Raw genomic sequence first — 17456 nt, forward strand, 5'->3', positions numbered from 1 at the left:
TGAATCAACTCACTCTATTTCAGGCAAAGTATTACCTTTTACCGCCATCCTATGCCTGAAATAGACTTTGCGAAGCCATCAATGTCGCCCCACAAGAGGTTTTCATCCCCTCCAGTGCGTACATTTGCCCATTAGAGCTGACTATGCCCGGCGTCCCTTCCACGATGGTTTGATTACCACCACATTTTGGACAGGATACCGGATCCCCAACCCGGGCCGCTTTCTTCCCTAACACATCAAAACCGCCATCACCTGCCAGCACCTTGCCGCCATGCGAAGTCGAATCTCCAACTAAAATAATGGAACGTAACATCTTTTACCCTCTTAACGATGAGTTAAATATTAATTTCAGCTTATGACATCTGACTATCATCGCGCCACAACTTAATTAAGGAAAACCTCCCTAAATCAAACTCTTTGAAATAAATTAAATCATCATGTTACTTAAACACCTATAAAATTTACATTATTGACTGTTTTAAAGTGATATTTACACATCTTTAAAATATCAACCTTGATATTGATTAGATTGAAACATAAATTAACATTAATATTTGAATACAAAAGAGACAAGCGTAAATATGAAAAATTTTGAAGACTTCTACCGAAGAGCACTCTCTCAAATAAAGCAGGATATGCATCACGCGGCACAAGAGCATCCACACCTGGCTCCATTTACCGCCGAATCTGGTGACCCGGATATTCTCCGGGTACTGGAAGGTTTTGCGCTTCTGACTGCGGGTCTTCAGCAAAAAATTGACGATGGTTTCCCTGAAGTGGTTTACCCTCTTTTACGAAAGGTCTGGCCGATACCGTTACACCCTATCCCTTCAACCAGCGTTATCCAGTTAGCTATTCAACCGGGCAGCATGACTGAAGCCACACATATCGCCAAAGGCAGTCAAATTTCCACCAGACAACATAACCCAGCAATGACGTTCAGAACCACCCAAGATATCAGCATTGAGCCGGTCACCTTGATCCATAAAACGCTGACACACAGCGAAAACAAAAGCCTGATATCGCTGACCTTTCAATATCATGGGCAAACGCCCCACTGGAAGACCGGGCCCGTCATACTTTTTCTGGGAGAAGATCAAAAACTGGCGTCTTTACTGACGAAATACCTGGATCAGTCGCTGGACGAGACTTATCTGAAAACATCCCTGGCAGAGAAAGAGATGTGGCTGTCTATCGAGAGCGCTCCACGTATGAAGGAAAATTTGGTACTGCCAAGACCCCATGACTATTTCTGGCCGTTGCAGGTGTTATACGAATACCTCTATCTGCCACACGTTAATGACTTTATGTCATTTGACTTATCGGAGGAGATCTCTGAGCTCCCTTTGGGAGAAGATAAGCAATTTACCCTTATCTTGGAATTCGACTGCAACATTCCCATTGAGGACATTACCCCCGCATTTATTCCCCACTGCGTACCGGTTATCAACTTAGTGTCGACCAGAACAAAACCGATAGCATTTGAAAAAGGCAAATCGCGTTATGTATTGGCAGCAGATGAAATCTTTAGTATTGACAGAATTAAACTCCAATCTGAACCAGAGGAAATCTCTGATGGATCTGACCACCGTGTTCCCCTTATCGACAGCGCGCAACTGACAGCCCACCATTTTGCCGAACCCAGCGACAACATATTGCTTTTTCCCTCTGCCTGGTCGAAACAAGCCTTCACACATTAACCGTCATCAATGACGACACCGGTGAATACTGGGAATTTTACAATATGCCTGGGCACCAGAAGCTCATGTAACATAATGAGGAAAAATCATGAAAACCGGACTCCGCTTTTCCTGCACTATCGGCAACCTGGTGCCCATGACTTTTGCGGTCGTCAATTTTACGTTAGATGAAGCGCTTTCATCATTATTTACCCTGTCTCTGACATTGGCGGCACCGCGTTCAGATATTGATACGGATACCCTTCTGCTCCAAACCGCACAGTTCACCGTCACCCGTGACGATAATCCGCAACGTGAAGTGAAAGGACTGGTTGAAAGTGCGGTTGTTGGGACCACAAACCGGCATCAAACTCTGTATCACCTGACCGTCAGACCAGAAATGTGGCTGCTGACACTCGATCAGGACAGCCGTATCTATCACCAACTCAGCGTTCCCGAGATTTTAAGCAGCATACTGAAACAGAAGAAACTCCGGGCCAATATGCGTTTTAATGACCCGCATTCAGTGCGGGAATACATCACCATGAAAAGGGAATCCTCCTATGATTTCTTTACCCGCCTGGCGGCGGAAGAGGGGATTTTCTTCTGGTTCGCCGATGATGGACTCCATGTGAGCGACAGCCATTTACACATGAGAGCACCGGATACGCTGATCTACAACCCGGATGTCACCAGCGCAATAGCAGAAAATGTTATCTCCAAATGGTCTCTGGGTTCCCACATGCGCCCGGAATCTATCACCCAAAAAGACCGAAATTACCACAACCCCAATTATGCCTTGCAGCATAACGCAACAGATTTTGCAGCAGAGAACAGCACGCCATTTCACATTTTCGAAAGTTACGGGCGTTTTCTGAAAAACAAAGAGGGCATGCCATTTACCCAGTACCGGCTGGAAGCTTTACGTGCCGACAGCAAATCAGGGCAGGCGGACAGCAACTGCATTCGATTAATGCCGGGCAGGATCTTCACATTAACCCACCACCCGATTGACACCATGAATGACCGCTGGCAAGTCGTCTCTTCCCAGCATAAAGGGCATGTGCCCGCCGTTTTGGGTGATGGCGGAGCCGGCACCACCCTCAACTCACAGACCCGGTTTATTCCCGGCCGCAACGACTGGCGTCCGCCCTACCGCTATAAACCCCTGGCTGACGGCGATGAAGTTGCCACGGTTGTCGGGCCGGGCACGGAAGAAATTTATGTGAATAAAGAGGGGGCGGTTCGCGTTCACTTCCACTGGAACCGTTACGACGCGCCTGACGACCAGGCCTCCTGCTGGGTACGGGTGGCACAAGGCTGGAATGGCAATGGATTTGGCTTTCTGGCCACACCGCGAGTCGGCCAGGAAGTGATTATCGCCTATCTCAACGGCGATATTGACCGCCCCATCATTACCGGATGTACCTATAACGCGCTTAACCGTCCGCCGCTGAATTTACCGGCGGAAAAGACCCGCACCACCTTCAGAACCAAAACCCATAAAGGTCATGGCTTCAACGAATTGCGTTTTGAGGATGAAAACGGCAGCGAGGAAGTGTTTATTCATGCTCAACGGGATATGAATACGCAGGTTCTCAGGGATAAAACCACACAGATAAAGCATGATCAAAAAACAGAAGTCGAACATAACCGTACCACCATAATTAAAAACGATGATGATGAAGCCGTGCAGGGCTTACAGACGCTGGAAGTCGGTCAAAATCAAACGGTGACCATTAAAGGTCAGCAAGCCATTTCAATTGGTAAAAGCCATCAATTTAACGTCACCGATAACCAGCAAATTACCGTGGGTAAACATATCACGGTGCACTCGGAAAGCGGGCAAATCACGATTGGGAACGCAGGCGGGCAGATAGTCATTGATCCGATGGGGAATATCCGTATCGAAGGGGTCAGTATCACTATGGCTGACCATATCACCGGTAAGAAATCCGCCGATGCGCTGTTTGACTACTCCGCCCGCTATACCCTGCGAAGTGAGCAGACCGGTAAGCCGTTGGTGAATACCCTCTATACCATCACCACCGCCGGCGGGCAGGTCCTCTCCGGTAAAACCGACGCGCTGGGCAGAACCGTAACCGTTCAGAGTGCGGCTGAAGAAAATCTGCAACTGGATCCGCCAGAAGCCCCACCGAAACCGAAGAAAACCTTATACCGGGTCAGTGGTAACACACCGGTAGAGTATGTTATGGAGTTTAAGGAGAAATAAGTATGACAATATCCAACAGCGGCAACTTATGTCCGGCCGTCACCTCAATTAATTGCACGATGGAAATAGGGGTTTTTCCCGCCGATGAAGACCCCTGCTACCTGGCAGAAAAAGCCGAATACGCCCTGCGGCTGCCGGCAATGATTGTCACTAAGCAAGGCACCATTCGTTTTCTTAATCAAATCATTATGAGTGGGTTGATTAAGGTTGAAGAGCTTAAACATAACTTTTTATGGTCCTATAAAGCAGAAGTAGTGTTTGCCATCCGAGGGAAGAAGGATGTTCCTCTGCCCATGCTAGCAACCAGTCAAGACTCTAAGCAGCATTATGGTGATAATTTACCACAATCCAGTAACCCGTTTACCCGGCCTTCTGCCACCGATGTGAAAAAATTTGGTGTTAAGCGTATTCGACGCCCCGATATTATTCTGGTTAAAGAGGAGGCTCTCCGCTGGCCGGGCAGAAATGCCACCTATTTTGATGGTTCCGTGCATCCCGATAATCTGAAGATGTTGATTGAAGTAAAATTTCCGGGGGATGTTCTCTCTGACAATCAGGAACAAGATTATATCCAGATTGCGACCGAAGACCGCTTTGGTGTAATGCGTGTCATCGATAACCGCACCGAGGAGCAAAAACAGTATGATGAAGCGTGGCGAAAACATTATCAACCCAGTTCACAACACTACAAAAATCCGATACCACTGGCCCCCCTGCCGCCCAGTTCACCTTCTGATGATGACGCCTTACCTGCTCCCACGCCTCCCGAAGAGGGCGTGCCGGGGACTATTCCGCAACCGCTGACAAAAAACCTGCCGCTTGTCAGTACCGCCCCCTGGTCTTTTTTACCCAGCTATGAAGACTGGGTCATTCTCGGGCAGGAAGTCTCTGGCCTGACAGAACAGGGGTTAGATTACATCCGTAACAGTACCCGTGAACTCCTTGCCCAGTTTGGGGCATGGTTCAATGAAGCCGGTAAATGGGTATGTGAAGAGATCATTGACCCGATAACCCATCAGGCCAGTTACGCTTTTTCCTGGGTCAGTGAACAAACGGGGAAAATCGTAACCTGGACGGAGAGTGAGATAAAAGCCCGGTGGCAAACCGTGCAACAGGGCTCAGATATCACCCTGGAAGAGCTCAAAAACATGAGCTGGCTGCAAATATTAAAAGAGGTGGGTGAGGGAATGCTGGAAGTGGTTGTCATTATTGCCGGCGTTGCGGTTGTTATCCTTGTCACCCTTGTCGTTGCTGCGGCGCTGATTGCACTGGTGGAAATTTTAGCTGCCGCCGCCGCAGTCAGCGCCGCAGCGTTAGCTGCCGTCCTGGCAATATTGGCGAGTGTCACATTCGCCACCGCCTCATAATTCACGGAGAACATGATGGAAACATTAGATTACTTTTCCCAGTTGAGATCACAACTGCCCTCTTTCCTTTTTATTAATGGTGATGAACTGACCGTTTCCCGCCTGGGTCTCTCAATTACCCTGTTTTTTAAACAGGGCTACACGCTGGAGAAAAAGCAACGCATTCTGGCCTGCTACCGGCGCTTTCGGGAGGAGTTTGGTACTCATCTACGTTTTCATGCTCATGAGCTGAAGGGGTTAAAAAAATATTCACCGGAAAATATTGCTAAGGTGGAAGAAAGTATTCTTAATCAGAAAAAGAATCAGCCCTCTAGCTGGGTAGTCAGTGACGCTAAAAATATTTATGAAGCCCCTCATTATCTGATGCGTTACCTAGATTCCGATGAAGCTGATGGTGATGACAGTAGCTCTTACCTAAGCCTGACACTGCCCTGGGATTATCTGAAAGAGCAAGACGGCATGGTTCGTTTTATAGCATGGCTGGATTTTCTGTGTGAACAGCTCGAACCCGACAGTGGGGACTGTGGCTACAGCCTGGTCATCCCTAGAGATTACCATGACTACTTTCCCTTGGAGTACCAGTTAGCGCAACGTTACCCTTCCTTGCAAGTGAACTCGGCGGTTCATACTGCGGTATTACAGTATGAACATTCCATCCGTAGTATTAACTGGATCACCCTGCTGTCCAAACGCTTTGTAGGACGTCTGGGGGGGGAACATTGGATACGTAAAACACTGGCTCGTTACCCGGATGTGGTCATTAGTCCTTACTCCAATGGTCTGATGATACGGGTGGGTCAATACCCAGATCTGACACCGCTGCCGGGCAGTGTTCCGGAGAGTTATTTTGCCATTAACCAGCTGATACGCCCGATACGAGTGATCCCCCGTGAAGGTCATTCTCTGCATTTTTATGGAGAGGGTCATTTTACGACAGCTTCCACACAAGCCTGGTATGCCCGCTATGACCGTGGCCCTTTGCATATAACCCCGGTGAGAAGCGGCGAACCGATGCTGGTCAGCGGATTCTGGCGAACCGACAGCCAGCCTGACAAACAGTATTTCTTTGTTCAGGGCGCGACTGCCTTTGATATTCAGGGCGCGGAACCGGGAACAACGGTATGGCATCTGATACGAGAAGCAGAAAATAGGAATGAGTAAAGAATGAGAAACAGTCGATGAAAAAGAGACACTGGAAGAAGAGGACGCGCTGGAATTCCAGTTTTTCAGTGAAATCCTCTCCGGTCTGCTCGGCAATCTGCAATCCTCCCTACCCGGCCAACAGGTTTTGGCAAAACTTGCCGCCAAAGAGTCGGACAGCAACGGGGATGGCAACTTCTGGCGCACCATTACCGGCAGTGTTATCACCGTGCTGAATAACGACAAAGTCAAATCACCGATGCTTGCAAGCCAGTTTATTCGCGGGATCTTTGTGACTCCATTCAGAACTCCCCACTACCGGGAAGGAAAAATCAATTATATTGAAATTAACCGCCGCAAATATATCCCTGATACCTTCCGTAATACCAAATTCAGGGAAGCTCAGGAACAGGCCAAATTGACCCTGAATGGCGATACAGCAACACTGGAAGTAGTAGTCCCTGAAACAATGGGCGTTTATTCCCGCAGTAGCGAGCTGTACTGGTACTATGAACAATCGACAAATGTTATTGCCCCTATGCGCTATTTCCAGGGAGAAGAACCGACAGCAGAAAATACCATTAAAGGCAGTTTTGACGGAGAACGTACTCTATGAAGCAACAACTCAAAAATTTACTCAAAAAATGGTTTCCCACTATCCACCCACTGCCAGCCAAACGGCTGGCCCGTTGGGAAAAAGAACTTCTGGCAGTACCACCAGATATTAAGGATTCAGAAACCATTAAACACGTGGAAATACTGGACCGCCTTAATGATAAGGAGTATTGAGTCAAAACATCCGCAGCGCGACGACCAATATGTCAGGCCGAAACCCACCACGCCAACCGGGTAGTTTATAAAAAGAGAATGAAGAACTGAGCCTCCGTATTTGAATCAACTCACTCTATTTCAGGCAAAGTATTACCTTTTACCGCCATCCTATGCCTGAAATAGACTTTGCGAAGCCATCAATGTCGCCCCACAAGAGGTTTTCATCCCCTCCAGTGCGTACATTTGCCCATTAGAGCTGACTATGCCCGGCGTCCCTTCCACGATGGTTTGATTACCACCACATTTTGGACAGGATACCGGATCCCCAACCCGGGCCGCTTTCTTCCCTAACACATCAAAACCGCCATCACCTGCCAGCACCTTGCCGCCATGCGAAGTCGAATCTCCAACTAAAATAATGGAACGTAACATCTTTTACCCTCTTAACGATGAGTTAAATATTAATTTCAGCTTATGACATCTGACTATCATCGCGCCACAACTTAATTAAGGAAAACCTCCCTAAATCAAACTCTTTGAAATAAATTAAATCATCATGTTACTTAAACACCTATAAAATTTACATTATTGACTGTTTTAAAGTGATATTTACACATCTTTAAAATATCAACCTTGATATTGATTAGATTGAAACATAAATTAACATTAATATTTGAATACAAAAGAGACAAGCGTAAATATGAAAAATTTTGAAGACTTCTACCGAAGAGCACTCTCTCAAATAAAGCAGGATATGCATCACGCGGCACAAGAGCATCCACACCTGGCTCCATTTACCGCCGAATCTGGTGACCCGGATATTCTCCGGGTACTGGAAGGTTTTGCGCTTCTGACTGCGGGTCTTCAGCAAAAAATTGACGATGGTTTCCCTGAAGTGGTTTACCCTCTTTTACGAAAGGTCTGGCCGATACCGTTACACCCTATCCCTTCAACCAGCGTTATCCAGTTAGCTATTCAACCGGGCAGCATGACTGAAGCCACACATATCGCCAAAGGCAGTCAAATTTCCACCAGACAACATAACCCAGCAATGACGTTCAGAACCACCCAAGATATCAGCATTGAGCCGGTCACCTTGATCCATAAAACGCTGACACACAGCGAAAACAAAAGCCTGATATCGCTGACCTTTCAATATCATGGGCAAACGCCCCACTGGAAGACCGGGCCCGTCATACTTTTTCTGGGAGAAGATCAAAAACTGGCGTCTTTACTGACGAAATACCTGGATCAGTCGCTGGACGAGACTTATCTGAAAACATCCCTGGCAGAGAAAGAGATGTGGCTGTCTATCGAGAGCGCTCCACGTATGAAGGAAAATTTGGTACTGCCAAGACCCCATGACTATTTCTGGCCGTTGCAGGTGTTATACGAATACCTCTATCTGCCACACGTTAATGACTTTATGTCATTTGACTTATCGGAGGAGATCTCTGAGCTCCCTTTGGGAGAAGATAAGCAATTTACCCTTATCTTGGAATTCGACTGCAACATTCCCATTGAGGACATTACCCCCGCATTTATTCCCCACTGCGTACCGGTTATCAACTTAGTGTCGACCAGAACAAAACCGATAGCATTTGAAAAAGGCAAATCGCGTTATGTATTGGCAGCAGATGAAACCTTTAGTATTGACAGAATTAAACTCCAATCTGAACCAGAGGAAATCTCTGATGGATCTGACCACCGTGTTCCCCTTATCGACAGCGCGCAACTGACAGCCCACCATTTTGCCGAACCCAGCGACAACATATTGCTTTTTCCCTCTGCCTGGTCGAAACAAGCCTTCACACATTAACCGTCATCAATGACGACACCGGTGAATACTGGGAATTTTACAATATGCCTGGGCACCAGAAGCTCATGTAACATAATGAGGAAAAATCATGAAAACCGGACTCCGCTTTTCCTGCACTATCGGCAACCTGGCGCCCATGACTTGACTTTTGCGGTTGTCAATTTTACGTTAGATGAAGCGCTTTCATCATTATTTACCCTGTCTCTGACATTGGCGGCACCGCGTTCAGATATTGATACCGATACCCTTCTGCTCCAAACCGCACAGTTCACCGTCACCCGTGACGATAATCCGCAACGTGAAGTGAAAGGACTGGTTGAAAGTGCGGTTGTTGGGACCACAAACCGGCATCAAACTCTGTATCACCTGACCGTCAGACCAGAAATGTGGCTGCTGACACTCGATCAGGACAGCCGTATCTATCACCAACTCAGCGTTCCCGAGATTTTACACAGCATATTGAAACAGAAGAAACTCCGGGCCAATATGCGTTTTAATGACCCGCATTCAGTGCGGGAATACATCACCATGAAAAGGGAATCCTCCTATGATTTCTTTACCCGCCTGGCGGCGGAAGAGGGGATTTTCTTCTGGTTCGCCGATGATGGACTCCATGTGAGCGACAGCCATTTACACATGAGAGCACCGGATACGCTGATCTACAACCCGGATGTCACCAGCGCAATAGCAGAAAATGTTATCTCCAAATGGTCTCTGGGTTCCCACATGCGCCCGGAATCTATCACCCAAAAAGACCGAAATTACCACAACCCCAATTATGCCTTGCAGCATAACGCAACAGATTTTGCAGCAGAGAACAGCACGCCATTTCACATTTTCGAAAGTTACGGGCGTTTTCAGAAAGACAAAGAGGGCGTACCATTTACCCAATACCGGCTGGAAGCTTTACGTGCCGACAGCAAATCAGGGCAGGCGGACAGTAATTGTATTCGATTAATGCCGGGCAGGATCTTCACATTAACCCACCACCCGATTGACACCATGAATGACCGCTGGCAAGTCGTCTCTTCCCAGCATAAAGGGCATGTCCCTGCCGTTTTGGGTGATGGCGGAGCCGGCACCACCCTCAACTCACAGACCCGGTTTATTCCCGGCCGCAACGACTGGCGTCCACCCTACCGCTATAAACCCCTGGCTGACGGCGATGAAGTTGCCACGGTTGTCGGGCCGGGCACGGAAGAAATTTATGTGAATAAAGAGGGGGCGGTTCGCGTTCACTTCCACTGGAACCGTTACGACGCGCCTGACGACCAGGCCTCCTGCTGGGTACGGGTGGCACAAGGCTGGAATGGCAACGGATTTGGCTTTCTGGCCACACCGCGAGTCGGCCAGGAAGTGATTATCGCCTATCTCAACGGCGATATTGACCGCCCCATCATTACCGGATGTACCTATAACGCGCTTAACCGTCCGCCGCTGAATTTACCGGCGGAAAAGACCCGCACCACCTTCAGAACCAAAACCCATAAAGGTCATGGCTTCAACGAATTGCGTTTTGAGGATGAAAACGGCAGCGAGGAAGTGTTTATTCATGCTCAACGGGATATGAAGACGCAGGTTCTCAGGGATAAAACCACACAGATAAACCATGACCAGAAAACAGAAGTTGAACATAACCGTACCACCATTATTAAAAACGATGATGATGAAGCGGTGCAGGGCTTACAGACGCTTGAAGTCGGTCAAAATCAAACGGTGACCATTAAAGGTCAGCAAGCCATTTCAATTGGTAAAAGCCATCAATTTAACATCACCGATAACCAGCAAATTACCGTGGGTAAACATATCACGGTGCACTCGGAAAGCGGGCAAATTACGATTGGGAACGCAAGCGGGCAGATAGTCATTGATCCGATGGGGAATATCCGTATCGAAGGGGTCAGTATCACCATGTCTGACCATATCACCGGTAAGAAATCCGCCGATGCGCTGTTTGACTACTCCGCCCGCTATACCCTTCGAAGCGAGCAAAGCGGTAAACCACTGGCGCATACCCGCTATACCATTACCACCGCTGGCGGTCAGACCCTTTCCGGTAAAACTGACACGCTGGGCAGAACTGTAACCGTACAGAGTGAGGCAGAAGAAAATCTGCAACTGAATTCACCGGAAACCCCACCGAAACCGAAGCAAACCTTATATCAGGCCAGTGATAACACACCGGTAGAACATGTTATGGAATTTACGGAGAAATAAGTATGGCAATATCCAACAGCGGCAAGATGTGCCCGGCAGTGACCTCAATTAACTGTACGATGGAAATAGGCATCTTTCCCGCCGATGAAGATCCCTGTTATCTGGCGAGAAAAGCCGAATATGCCTTGCGTCTGCCGGCAATGATTATCACCCGGCTGGGTGCTATTCGCTTTCTTAATCAAGTCATTATGAGTGGATTGATTAAGGTTGAGGAACTTAAACATGACTTTCTGTGGCCCTATAAAGCGGAAGTGGTGTTTGCTATCCGAGGAGAGCAAGATGTCCCCTTACCCATGCTGGCGACCAGTCAAGACTCTAAGCAACGTTATGGTGATAATTTACCGCAATCCAGTAATCCGTTTGCCCGACCTTCTGCCGAAGACGCGGAGAAATTTGGGGTTGTTAGTATCCGTCGGCCCGATATTATTCTGGTTAAAGAGGAGGCTCTCCGCTGGCCGGGCAGAAATGCCACTTACTTTGATGGTTCTGTACACCCTGATAATCTGAAAATGTTGATTGAGGTAAAATTTCCGGGGGATAAACTCGCCGAAGATCAAGAAATAGATTATATCCAGATTGCGACCGAAGACCGCTTTGGTGTAATGCGTGTCAGCGATAACCGCACCGAGGAACAAAAACAGTATGATGAAGCGTGGCGAGAACACTATCAACCCGGTTCACAACACTATAAAAATCCGATACCACTGGCTCCCCTACCGCCCAGTTCGCCTCCTGATGAGGAAGCTTTACCCATTCCTCCAGAAGAGGGCGTGCCGGGCACTATTCCGCAACCCCTGACAAAAAATCCACCGCTTCTCAGCACTTCCCGCTGGTCGTTTTTACCCAGCTATGAAGACTGGGTTGTCCTCGGGCAGGAGGTGGCCGGGCTGGCTGAAAATGGGTTGAATTATGTCCGCGACAGTACCCGTCAGCTCCTTGCCCAGTTTGGTATCGGGTTCAATCAAGCCGGTAAATGGGTATGTGAAGAGATTATTGACCCGATAAGCCATCAGGTCAGCTACGCGTTTTCTTGGGTCAGTGAACAAACGGGGAAAATCGTGACCTGGACGGAGAGTGAGATAAAAGTCCAGTGGCAAACCGTGCAACAGGGCTCAGATATCACCCTGGAAGAGCTGAAAAACATGAGCTGGATGCAAATATTAAAAGAGGTGGGTGAAGGCATGCTGGAAGTGGTTGTGATTGTTGCCGGCGTTGCCGTTGTTATCCTTGTCACCCTTGCCGTCGCTGCTGCGCTGATTGCACTGGTGGAAATTTTAGCCGCTGCCGCCGCGGTGAGCGCCGCCGCGTTAGCTGCCGTCCTGGCCATATTGGCGAGTGTGACATTCGCCACTGCCTCATAATTCACGGAGAAAATGATGGAAACTGTAGATTACTTTGCCCAACTGAGATCACAACTGACCTCTTTTCTTTTTATCAATGGTGATGGACTGACCGTTTCCCGCCTGGGACTCTCGATTACCCTGTTTTTTAAACAGGGCTACACTCAGGAGAAAAAGCAACGCATTCTGGCCTGCTATCGCCGCTTTCGCGAAGAGTTTGGCACTCAGCTGCGTTTTCATAGCCATTCACTGAAAGGGTTAAGCAAATATTCACCGGAAAATATTATTAAGATAGAGGAAGGCATTCTCGCCAGGAAAAAAAACCAGCTCTGTGGCTGGGTCGTTAGTAATGCTAAAAATGAAGATGAAGCACCTAATTATCTGATGCGTTACCTGGATTCCGATGAGGATGATGGTGACGATAGTAGCTCCTACCTGAGTCTGGTGCTGCCCTGGGATTATCTGAAAGAACCAGACGGCATGGTTCGTTTTATGGCATGGCTGGACTTTCTGTGTGAACAGCTCGAACCCGACAGTGGAGACTGTGGCTACTGTCTGGTCCTGCCCAAAGATTACTATGACTACTTTCCTTTAGAGTACCAACTGGCGCAACGTTACCCTTCCCTGCAAGTGAACTCCGCAGTGCATACAGCCAAATTACAGTATGGTCATTCCATCCGTGGCATTAACTGGATCACCCTGCTGTCCAAACGCTTTGTCGGACGTCTGGGCGGCGAAGTCTGGATACGCAAAACACTGGCTCGTTACCCAGATGTGGTCATTAGTCCTTACTCCAATGGCCTGATGATACGGGCGGGTCAATACCCAGATCTGACACCACTGTCGGGCAGTGTCCCGGAGAGTTATTTTGCCATTAATCAGCTGATACGCCCGATACGAGTGATCCCTCGTGAAGGTCATTCACTGCATTTTTATGGTGCCGGTCATTTCGATGATATTTCCACACTGGCCTGGTATGCCCGCTATGACCGGGGCCCTCTGCATATAACCCCGGTGAGAAGCGGCGAACCGATGCTTGTCAGCGGATTCTGGCGAACCGACAGCCAGCCTGACAAACAGTATTTCTTTGTTCAGGGCGCGACTGCCTTTGATATTCAGGGCGCGGAACCGGGAACAACGGTATGGCATCTGATACGAGAAGCAGAAAATAGGAATGAGTAAAGAATGAGAAACAGTCGATGAAAAAGAGACCCTGGAAGAAGAGGACGCGCAGGAGTTCCAGTTTTTCAGTGAAATCCTCTCCGGTCTGCTCGGCAACCTGCAATCTTCCCGGCCCGGCCAGCAGGTTTTGGCAAAACTTGCCGCCAAAGAGTCGGACAGCAACGGCGATGGCAACTTCTGGCGCACCATTACCGGCAGTGTTATCACCGTGCTGAATAACGACAAAGTCAAATCACCGATGCTTAAGAGCCAGTTTATTCGCGGCGTCGATAATATTCTGCTGGGCATGGGGACATTTTTGGCCACCGTCTGTGCTGATCCCGGTCAGGCGATTCATCAGGGGGCAAATTACGTCCGGCAACTTCCCCAGCAAGCCATTGACCGGATAACCCAACAATTTGTTCCCGCCCTGCTCTCCACACTGGGCGTGGTAATTGAACCGGATGGCCGGGTGGCGCTCAGTGAACAGAGTTATCAGGAAGTGCTTAAACGGCTGGAATCAAAAGCCCATCGTCACCTTCCTGACCCGGCAGTGCGGACACAGGCTATTGGGGAGCGGATCATTAACTGGAGCAAACGTCTGGGATCACTCGGCGACAAACCGGTGATAACCTTGCCGGAAGTTAAGACCCTTGCAGACTCGCCGGTTCAGCTTTTTACCTTAGACGGGGCCGGTAAACCGTCCATTGGCTTACTGTTTGACTCCTCACTGACCGGCGTCAGCCTGTTTCTGAATGCCTTTACCCTGGCGGATGTGGCGATGCAGACAGAATATGCCCGCAACAACCCGTTACAACCCGGACCTTCCTATATGAGTCTGCTGCGCTTTAGTACCGCGGTGATTGGTATGAGTGCCGATTTGACTTCCCTCGGTTCGACGCTGGCAAGTAAAGTGAATTCCCCAATAGTCAAGGTGCTGATGAGCAACATAAAAGTACCTGCCGTCAATGTGGCTGTAGTCAATCAGTTCTCCCGGGTTGCCGGCACTGTCGCAGGCTATTTAGGGGCGCTGGTCTCCTTCTATGATGCCAGTAATGCTTTCAGAGTGGGTAATAACGTAGAAGGTTATAGCCTGGTAGCAATAGGGACAGGTTCTACCATCTTAACAACAGCAGTCCTAATCGGAGCGGCGGCAGGCACCTTCCTGACCGGCGGCGTACTCACTGCAATAGTCGTCGGGGCCAGTTTGCTTATCGGTGGCAGCATTGTTCAAGCCAACAGTGCCTGGTCAGATTTGGAGAAAGTACTGAATAACTGTTTTTGGGGGGCGGCAAATAAATATGCTTTTTGGGGGGATGAAAGAAGACCTGAAATTTCATTGCAATTAGAAATAGCCAGAGAAATGAACAATGACACCCAAAATCATTTCGTTATCGAAAACCAAGAGTTTTTAAATCTGTTTATTCAGCCACAACTTAAAATACACAGAGAATATAGAAAAACTACCTATCAATTTACCTTACCTGCCTTCCAGATGGGTATTTCAGAAATATATAGACTTTTCGTTAAAGAAAATGAAATATACTATCTCGGAGCACAAATTATCCCTGTCACCATTAACCGTCGCCAGTATACGCGAGATACTGTTCGTGATGCCATATTTGAGGTAGCACAAGAACAGGCTAAACTGACTCTGAATGGCAATACAGCTACACTGGAAATAGTCACGACAGAAGGGAGAGAAATAAACCCTTATCGCAGCAAGCTATATTGGTATTATCAACAATCAGACAATGTTATTGCTCCTTTGCGCTATTTATGGGGAGAAAAACCGACAGCAGAAAATACCATTTTGTTTTTCCAAATAATCACCTCCTTTTTCAGAACTTAAATCCTGCTCAATTAACTGTTTTATCCATTTTTTATTGCATTATTTTTAGGGTTTTCTTCATAAAATAACAACGAGAAAGCCCTTAAATACCCATCTATTCGGATAATATTCTTTTACGTACTGATTTCTTTTCAACTCGCTATTAATGGTTGATGGTTTTCGATTAGATTAACTCTCATTCTGAAAAGTTGAATTTATTTAGATCCGCCCTTTTATATAAAATCTTTACTACCTCTGCATTCGTACTTTTAAATTATTATGGCAGGTTAGGTAAATATATGATGCACAAGCTTTAAACGTTATTAAAAGTCATTATTTTAACTTATGATTTTAATCAGGGTAAAGTTTTCACTGTTATTTTTACCATTTTTAACGCCTGCTTTTTATGAAATTTAACCATCATCGAATATCGTGCTTTATCTTTAACGAAAGCTAATCATACCTGTTTTTTATTTCTACTGACTCTGTTTTTCCCTTTTTTCATCACCGTCATATTGTTTACGATAAGGTTTATTGGCAATCCTAAGCGGTTTTCATCTGTCCCTGACTTTATTTTGTCTTCATAAATCAGTAAATAAATGGCCTGATGAGATAAAAACATCCCTGTTTGTTTTCTCGGATAATCACCTCCTTTTTCAAGGCTTAAATCCTGTTAAATTAACCGTTTCATCCATTTTTCTATTACATTATTTTTATAGTTTTATCCATACAATAATGACGAAAAATCACCTAAATGCCAGCCTAGTAAAATACTATCCTTCTGCATACTGATTTATTTTCAACTTTCTATTAATGGTTAATGATTTTTGATTAAATGAAATTAATTCTCTTTCTGAAAAGTCGCATTTATTTAAACCCACCATTTATACAAAATCCTTAATATCTCTGTATTCACTCTCTTAAATAATCATAGCAGATTATGTAAATGCAAAATAAACCGAGTATATAATCGCTGATAAATAAATTAAAAATAGCAGGGAATAACCTGCTTCTAGTCATTTTATACCCCTTAAAAATCCGGCATTAATCGGAAACCTATTTTTTAACTCTTGGCTGATAGATAACTGAATTAATCACCGATAAAAAGAAGCTTGCAATCTCCCCAAAAGGGAAATGCAAGCAAAAAGAGAAATCAAGAAATGTTAAAAGATGAGCAGTGAGTACAGCAATTTTCACTCCGAGGATTTTCTTATTTTTTAATTAAAAACTCATCTAATAAATGGCCTTCATTAAGCAGTTTTTGTAAACCTAATGGTCTTTTTCCATTTCCTGACCAGTATTTAATCTCCCCATTTTCATTAAACTGATACTTCGGTTTTCTCGTTTTTCCTTTTCCTGTATTTGATTTTTTAGGTTTAAAACCAAAGAGGGTAATAGGTATGTTAATGGTATTAATATCAAAGCCCATTTCTTCAATAATTTTTAATATTTCTAAACGTTTTTGTTCTTTTTCTTCTATTTCTAATCTGGCTAATCTAGAGGATTCCCGGCTTTCGTCAACGATTACCTCTAGTTTTTGGTAAACGTCTTCCAGCCAATCAAAATCTTTTGTTTGAGCAAATTTTCTTAACGTGGTTAATCCTGTTAAATATTTTGATACAATCTCATATTCTTGTTCTTTGGTTAATTCTGTCATTTTGTCACCTTGTTAATATATTTAAAATCCGTTTTTCCTGATGTTTTCTCTTTCAATGTCAGTATATCACCGAATTTTTTACCTACTTAAAAAAATCCTTAATCATTTCTGTTTTACCTTTAATAATTAAAGTTTTTACCTGTTTATTCGTAATACACTAGCCCTTTTTTCAGATTTTAAAACCACACTGATTTTGTCTCAAAGCAATAGCCTCACGGATAAATCCGAAATCAATGGCGGT

Annotated in this window: 13 protein-coding genes and 1 pseudogene; 11 read left to right on the plus strand and 3 right to left on the minus strand. The window is 46.2% G+C overall.

Translation table 11 applies throughout. The features are described from left to right. Positions 1 to 49: 49 nt before the first annotated feature. The gene (locus tag VY86_RS06350; RefSeq protein WP_046974335.1) at positions 50 to 313 is read right to left on the minus strand and encodes a PAAR domain-containing protein; all 264 of its coding nucleotides are present in this window, start codon (positions 311 to 313) and stop codon (positions 50 to 52) included. Positions 314 to 581: 268 nt separating this feature from the next. On the opposite strand from VY86_RS06350, the gene VY86_RS06355 reads away from it, so the two are divergent. From VY86_RS06355 to VY86_RS24545, 6 genes are all read left to right on the plus strand, one after another. Beyond that, positions 582 to 1700: a type VI secretion system baseplate subunit TssF gene (locus VY86_RS06355; protein WP_238591585.1), complete on the plus strand. Its 1119-nt coding sequence runs from the start codon at positions 582 to 584 to the stop codon at positions 1698 to 1700. Positions 1701 to 1788: 88 nt separating this feature from the next. Continuing rightward, positions 1789 to 3912 (plus strand): type VI secretion system tip protein TssI/VgrG, encoded by a 2124-nt coding sequence (tssI, locus tag VY86_RS06360; protein ID WP_046974336.1) that lies wholly within the window; start codon positions 1789 to 1791, stop codon positions 3910 to 3912. A 2-nt stretch (positions 3913 to 3914) separates the two neighbouring features. After that, positions 3915 to 5279, plus strand: a complete 1365-nt coding sequence (locus tag VY86_RS06365; protein ID WP_046974337.1) for a VRR-NUC domain-containing protein — start codon at positions 3915 to 3917, stop codon at positions 5277 to 5279. Between the two features lie 15 nt (positions 5280 to 5294). After that, positions 5295 to 6440: a DUF3396 domain-containing protein gene (locus tag VY86_RS06370; protein ID WP_046974338.1), complete on the plus strand. Its 1146-nt coding sequence runs from the start codon at positions 5295 to 5297 to the stop codon at positions 6438 to 6440. A gap of 127 nt (positions 6441 to 6567) precedes the next feature. After that, positions 6568 to 7035 (plus strand): hypothetical protein, encoded by a 468-nt coding sequence (locus VY86_RS06375; protein ID WP_046974339.1) that lies wholly within the window; start codon positions 6568 to 6570, stop codon positions 7033 to 7035. Next, on the plus strand, positions 7032 to 7208 hold the full coding sequence (locus tag VY86_RS24545; RefSeq protein WP_158019918.1) for a hypothetical protein: 177 nt from the start codon (positions 7032 to 7034) through the stop codon (positions 7206 to 7208). The genes VY86_RS06375 and VY86_RS24545 overlap by 4 nt, the downstream gene beginning before the upstream one ends. Before the next feature lie 150 nt (positions 7209 to 7358). Here VY86_RS24545 and VY86_RS06380 read toward each other — a convergent pair whose 3' ends face one another. Further along, positions 7359 to 7622 (minus strand): PAAR domain-containing protein, encoded by a 264-nt coding sequence (locus VY86_RS06380; protein ID WP_046974335.1) that lies wholly within the window; start codon positions 7620 to 7622, stop codon positions 7359 to 7361. 268 nt (positions 7623 to 7890) lie between these two features. On the opposite strand from VY86_RS06380, the gene VY86_RS06385 reads away from it, so the two are divergent. The 5 genes and pseudogenes from VY86_RS06385 (at position 7891) to VY86_RS06405 (ending at position 15579) form a co-directional block, all read left to right on the plus strand. Then, a complete protein-coding gene (locus tag VY86_RS06385) occupies positions 7891 to 9009 on the plus strand; it encodes a type VI secretion system baseplate subunit TssF (RefSeq protein ID WP_238591586.1) in 1119 nt (372 codons plus the stop codon). An 88-nt stretch (positions 9010 to 9097) separates the two neighbouring features. Beyond that, positions 9098 to 11226 (plus strand): annotated as a pseudogene (gene tssI / locus VY86_RS06390) (type VI secretion system tip protein TssI/VgrG). Positions 11227 to 11228: 2 nt separating this feature from the next. Further along, complete coding sequence (locus VY86_RS06395) at positions 11229 to 12587, plus strand: VRR-NUC domain-containing protein (protein WP_046974340.1); 1359 nt, start codon at positions 11229 to 11231, stop codon at positions 12585 to 12587. A gap of 15 nt (positions 12588 to 12602) precedes the next feature. Further along, on the plus strand, positions 12603 to 13748 hold the full coding sequence (locus tag VY86_RS06400; protein WP_046974341.1) for a DUF3396 domain-containing protein: 1146 nt from the start codon (positions 12603 to 12605) through the stop codon (positions 13746 to 13748). 127 nt (positions 13749 to 13875) lie between these two features. After that, positions 13876 to 15579 carry a hypothetical protein gene (locus VY86_RS06405; protein WP_046974342.1) on the plus strand — a complete coding sequence of 568 codons (1704 nt, stop codon included), beginning with the start codon at positions 13876 to 13878 and terminating at the stop codon, positions 15577 to 15579. Positions 15580 to 16768: 1189 nt separating this feature from the next. On the opposite strand, the gene VY86_RS06410 is transcribed toward VY86_RS06405, so the two are convergent. Then, a complete protein-coding gene (locus VY86_RS06410; RefSeq protein WP_046974343.1) occupies positions 16769 to 17215 on the minus strand; it encodes an H-NS histone family protein in 447 nt (148 codons plus the stop codon). Positions 17216 to 17456: the final 241 nt, after the last annotated feature.

It is taken from the genome of Photorhabdus thracensis (assembly GCF_001010285.1).
Lineage (GTDB): Bacteria > Pseudomonadota > Gammaproteobacteria > Enterobacterales > Enterobacteriaceae > Photorhabdus > Photorhabdus temperata.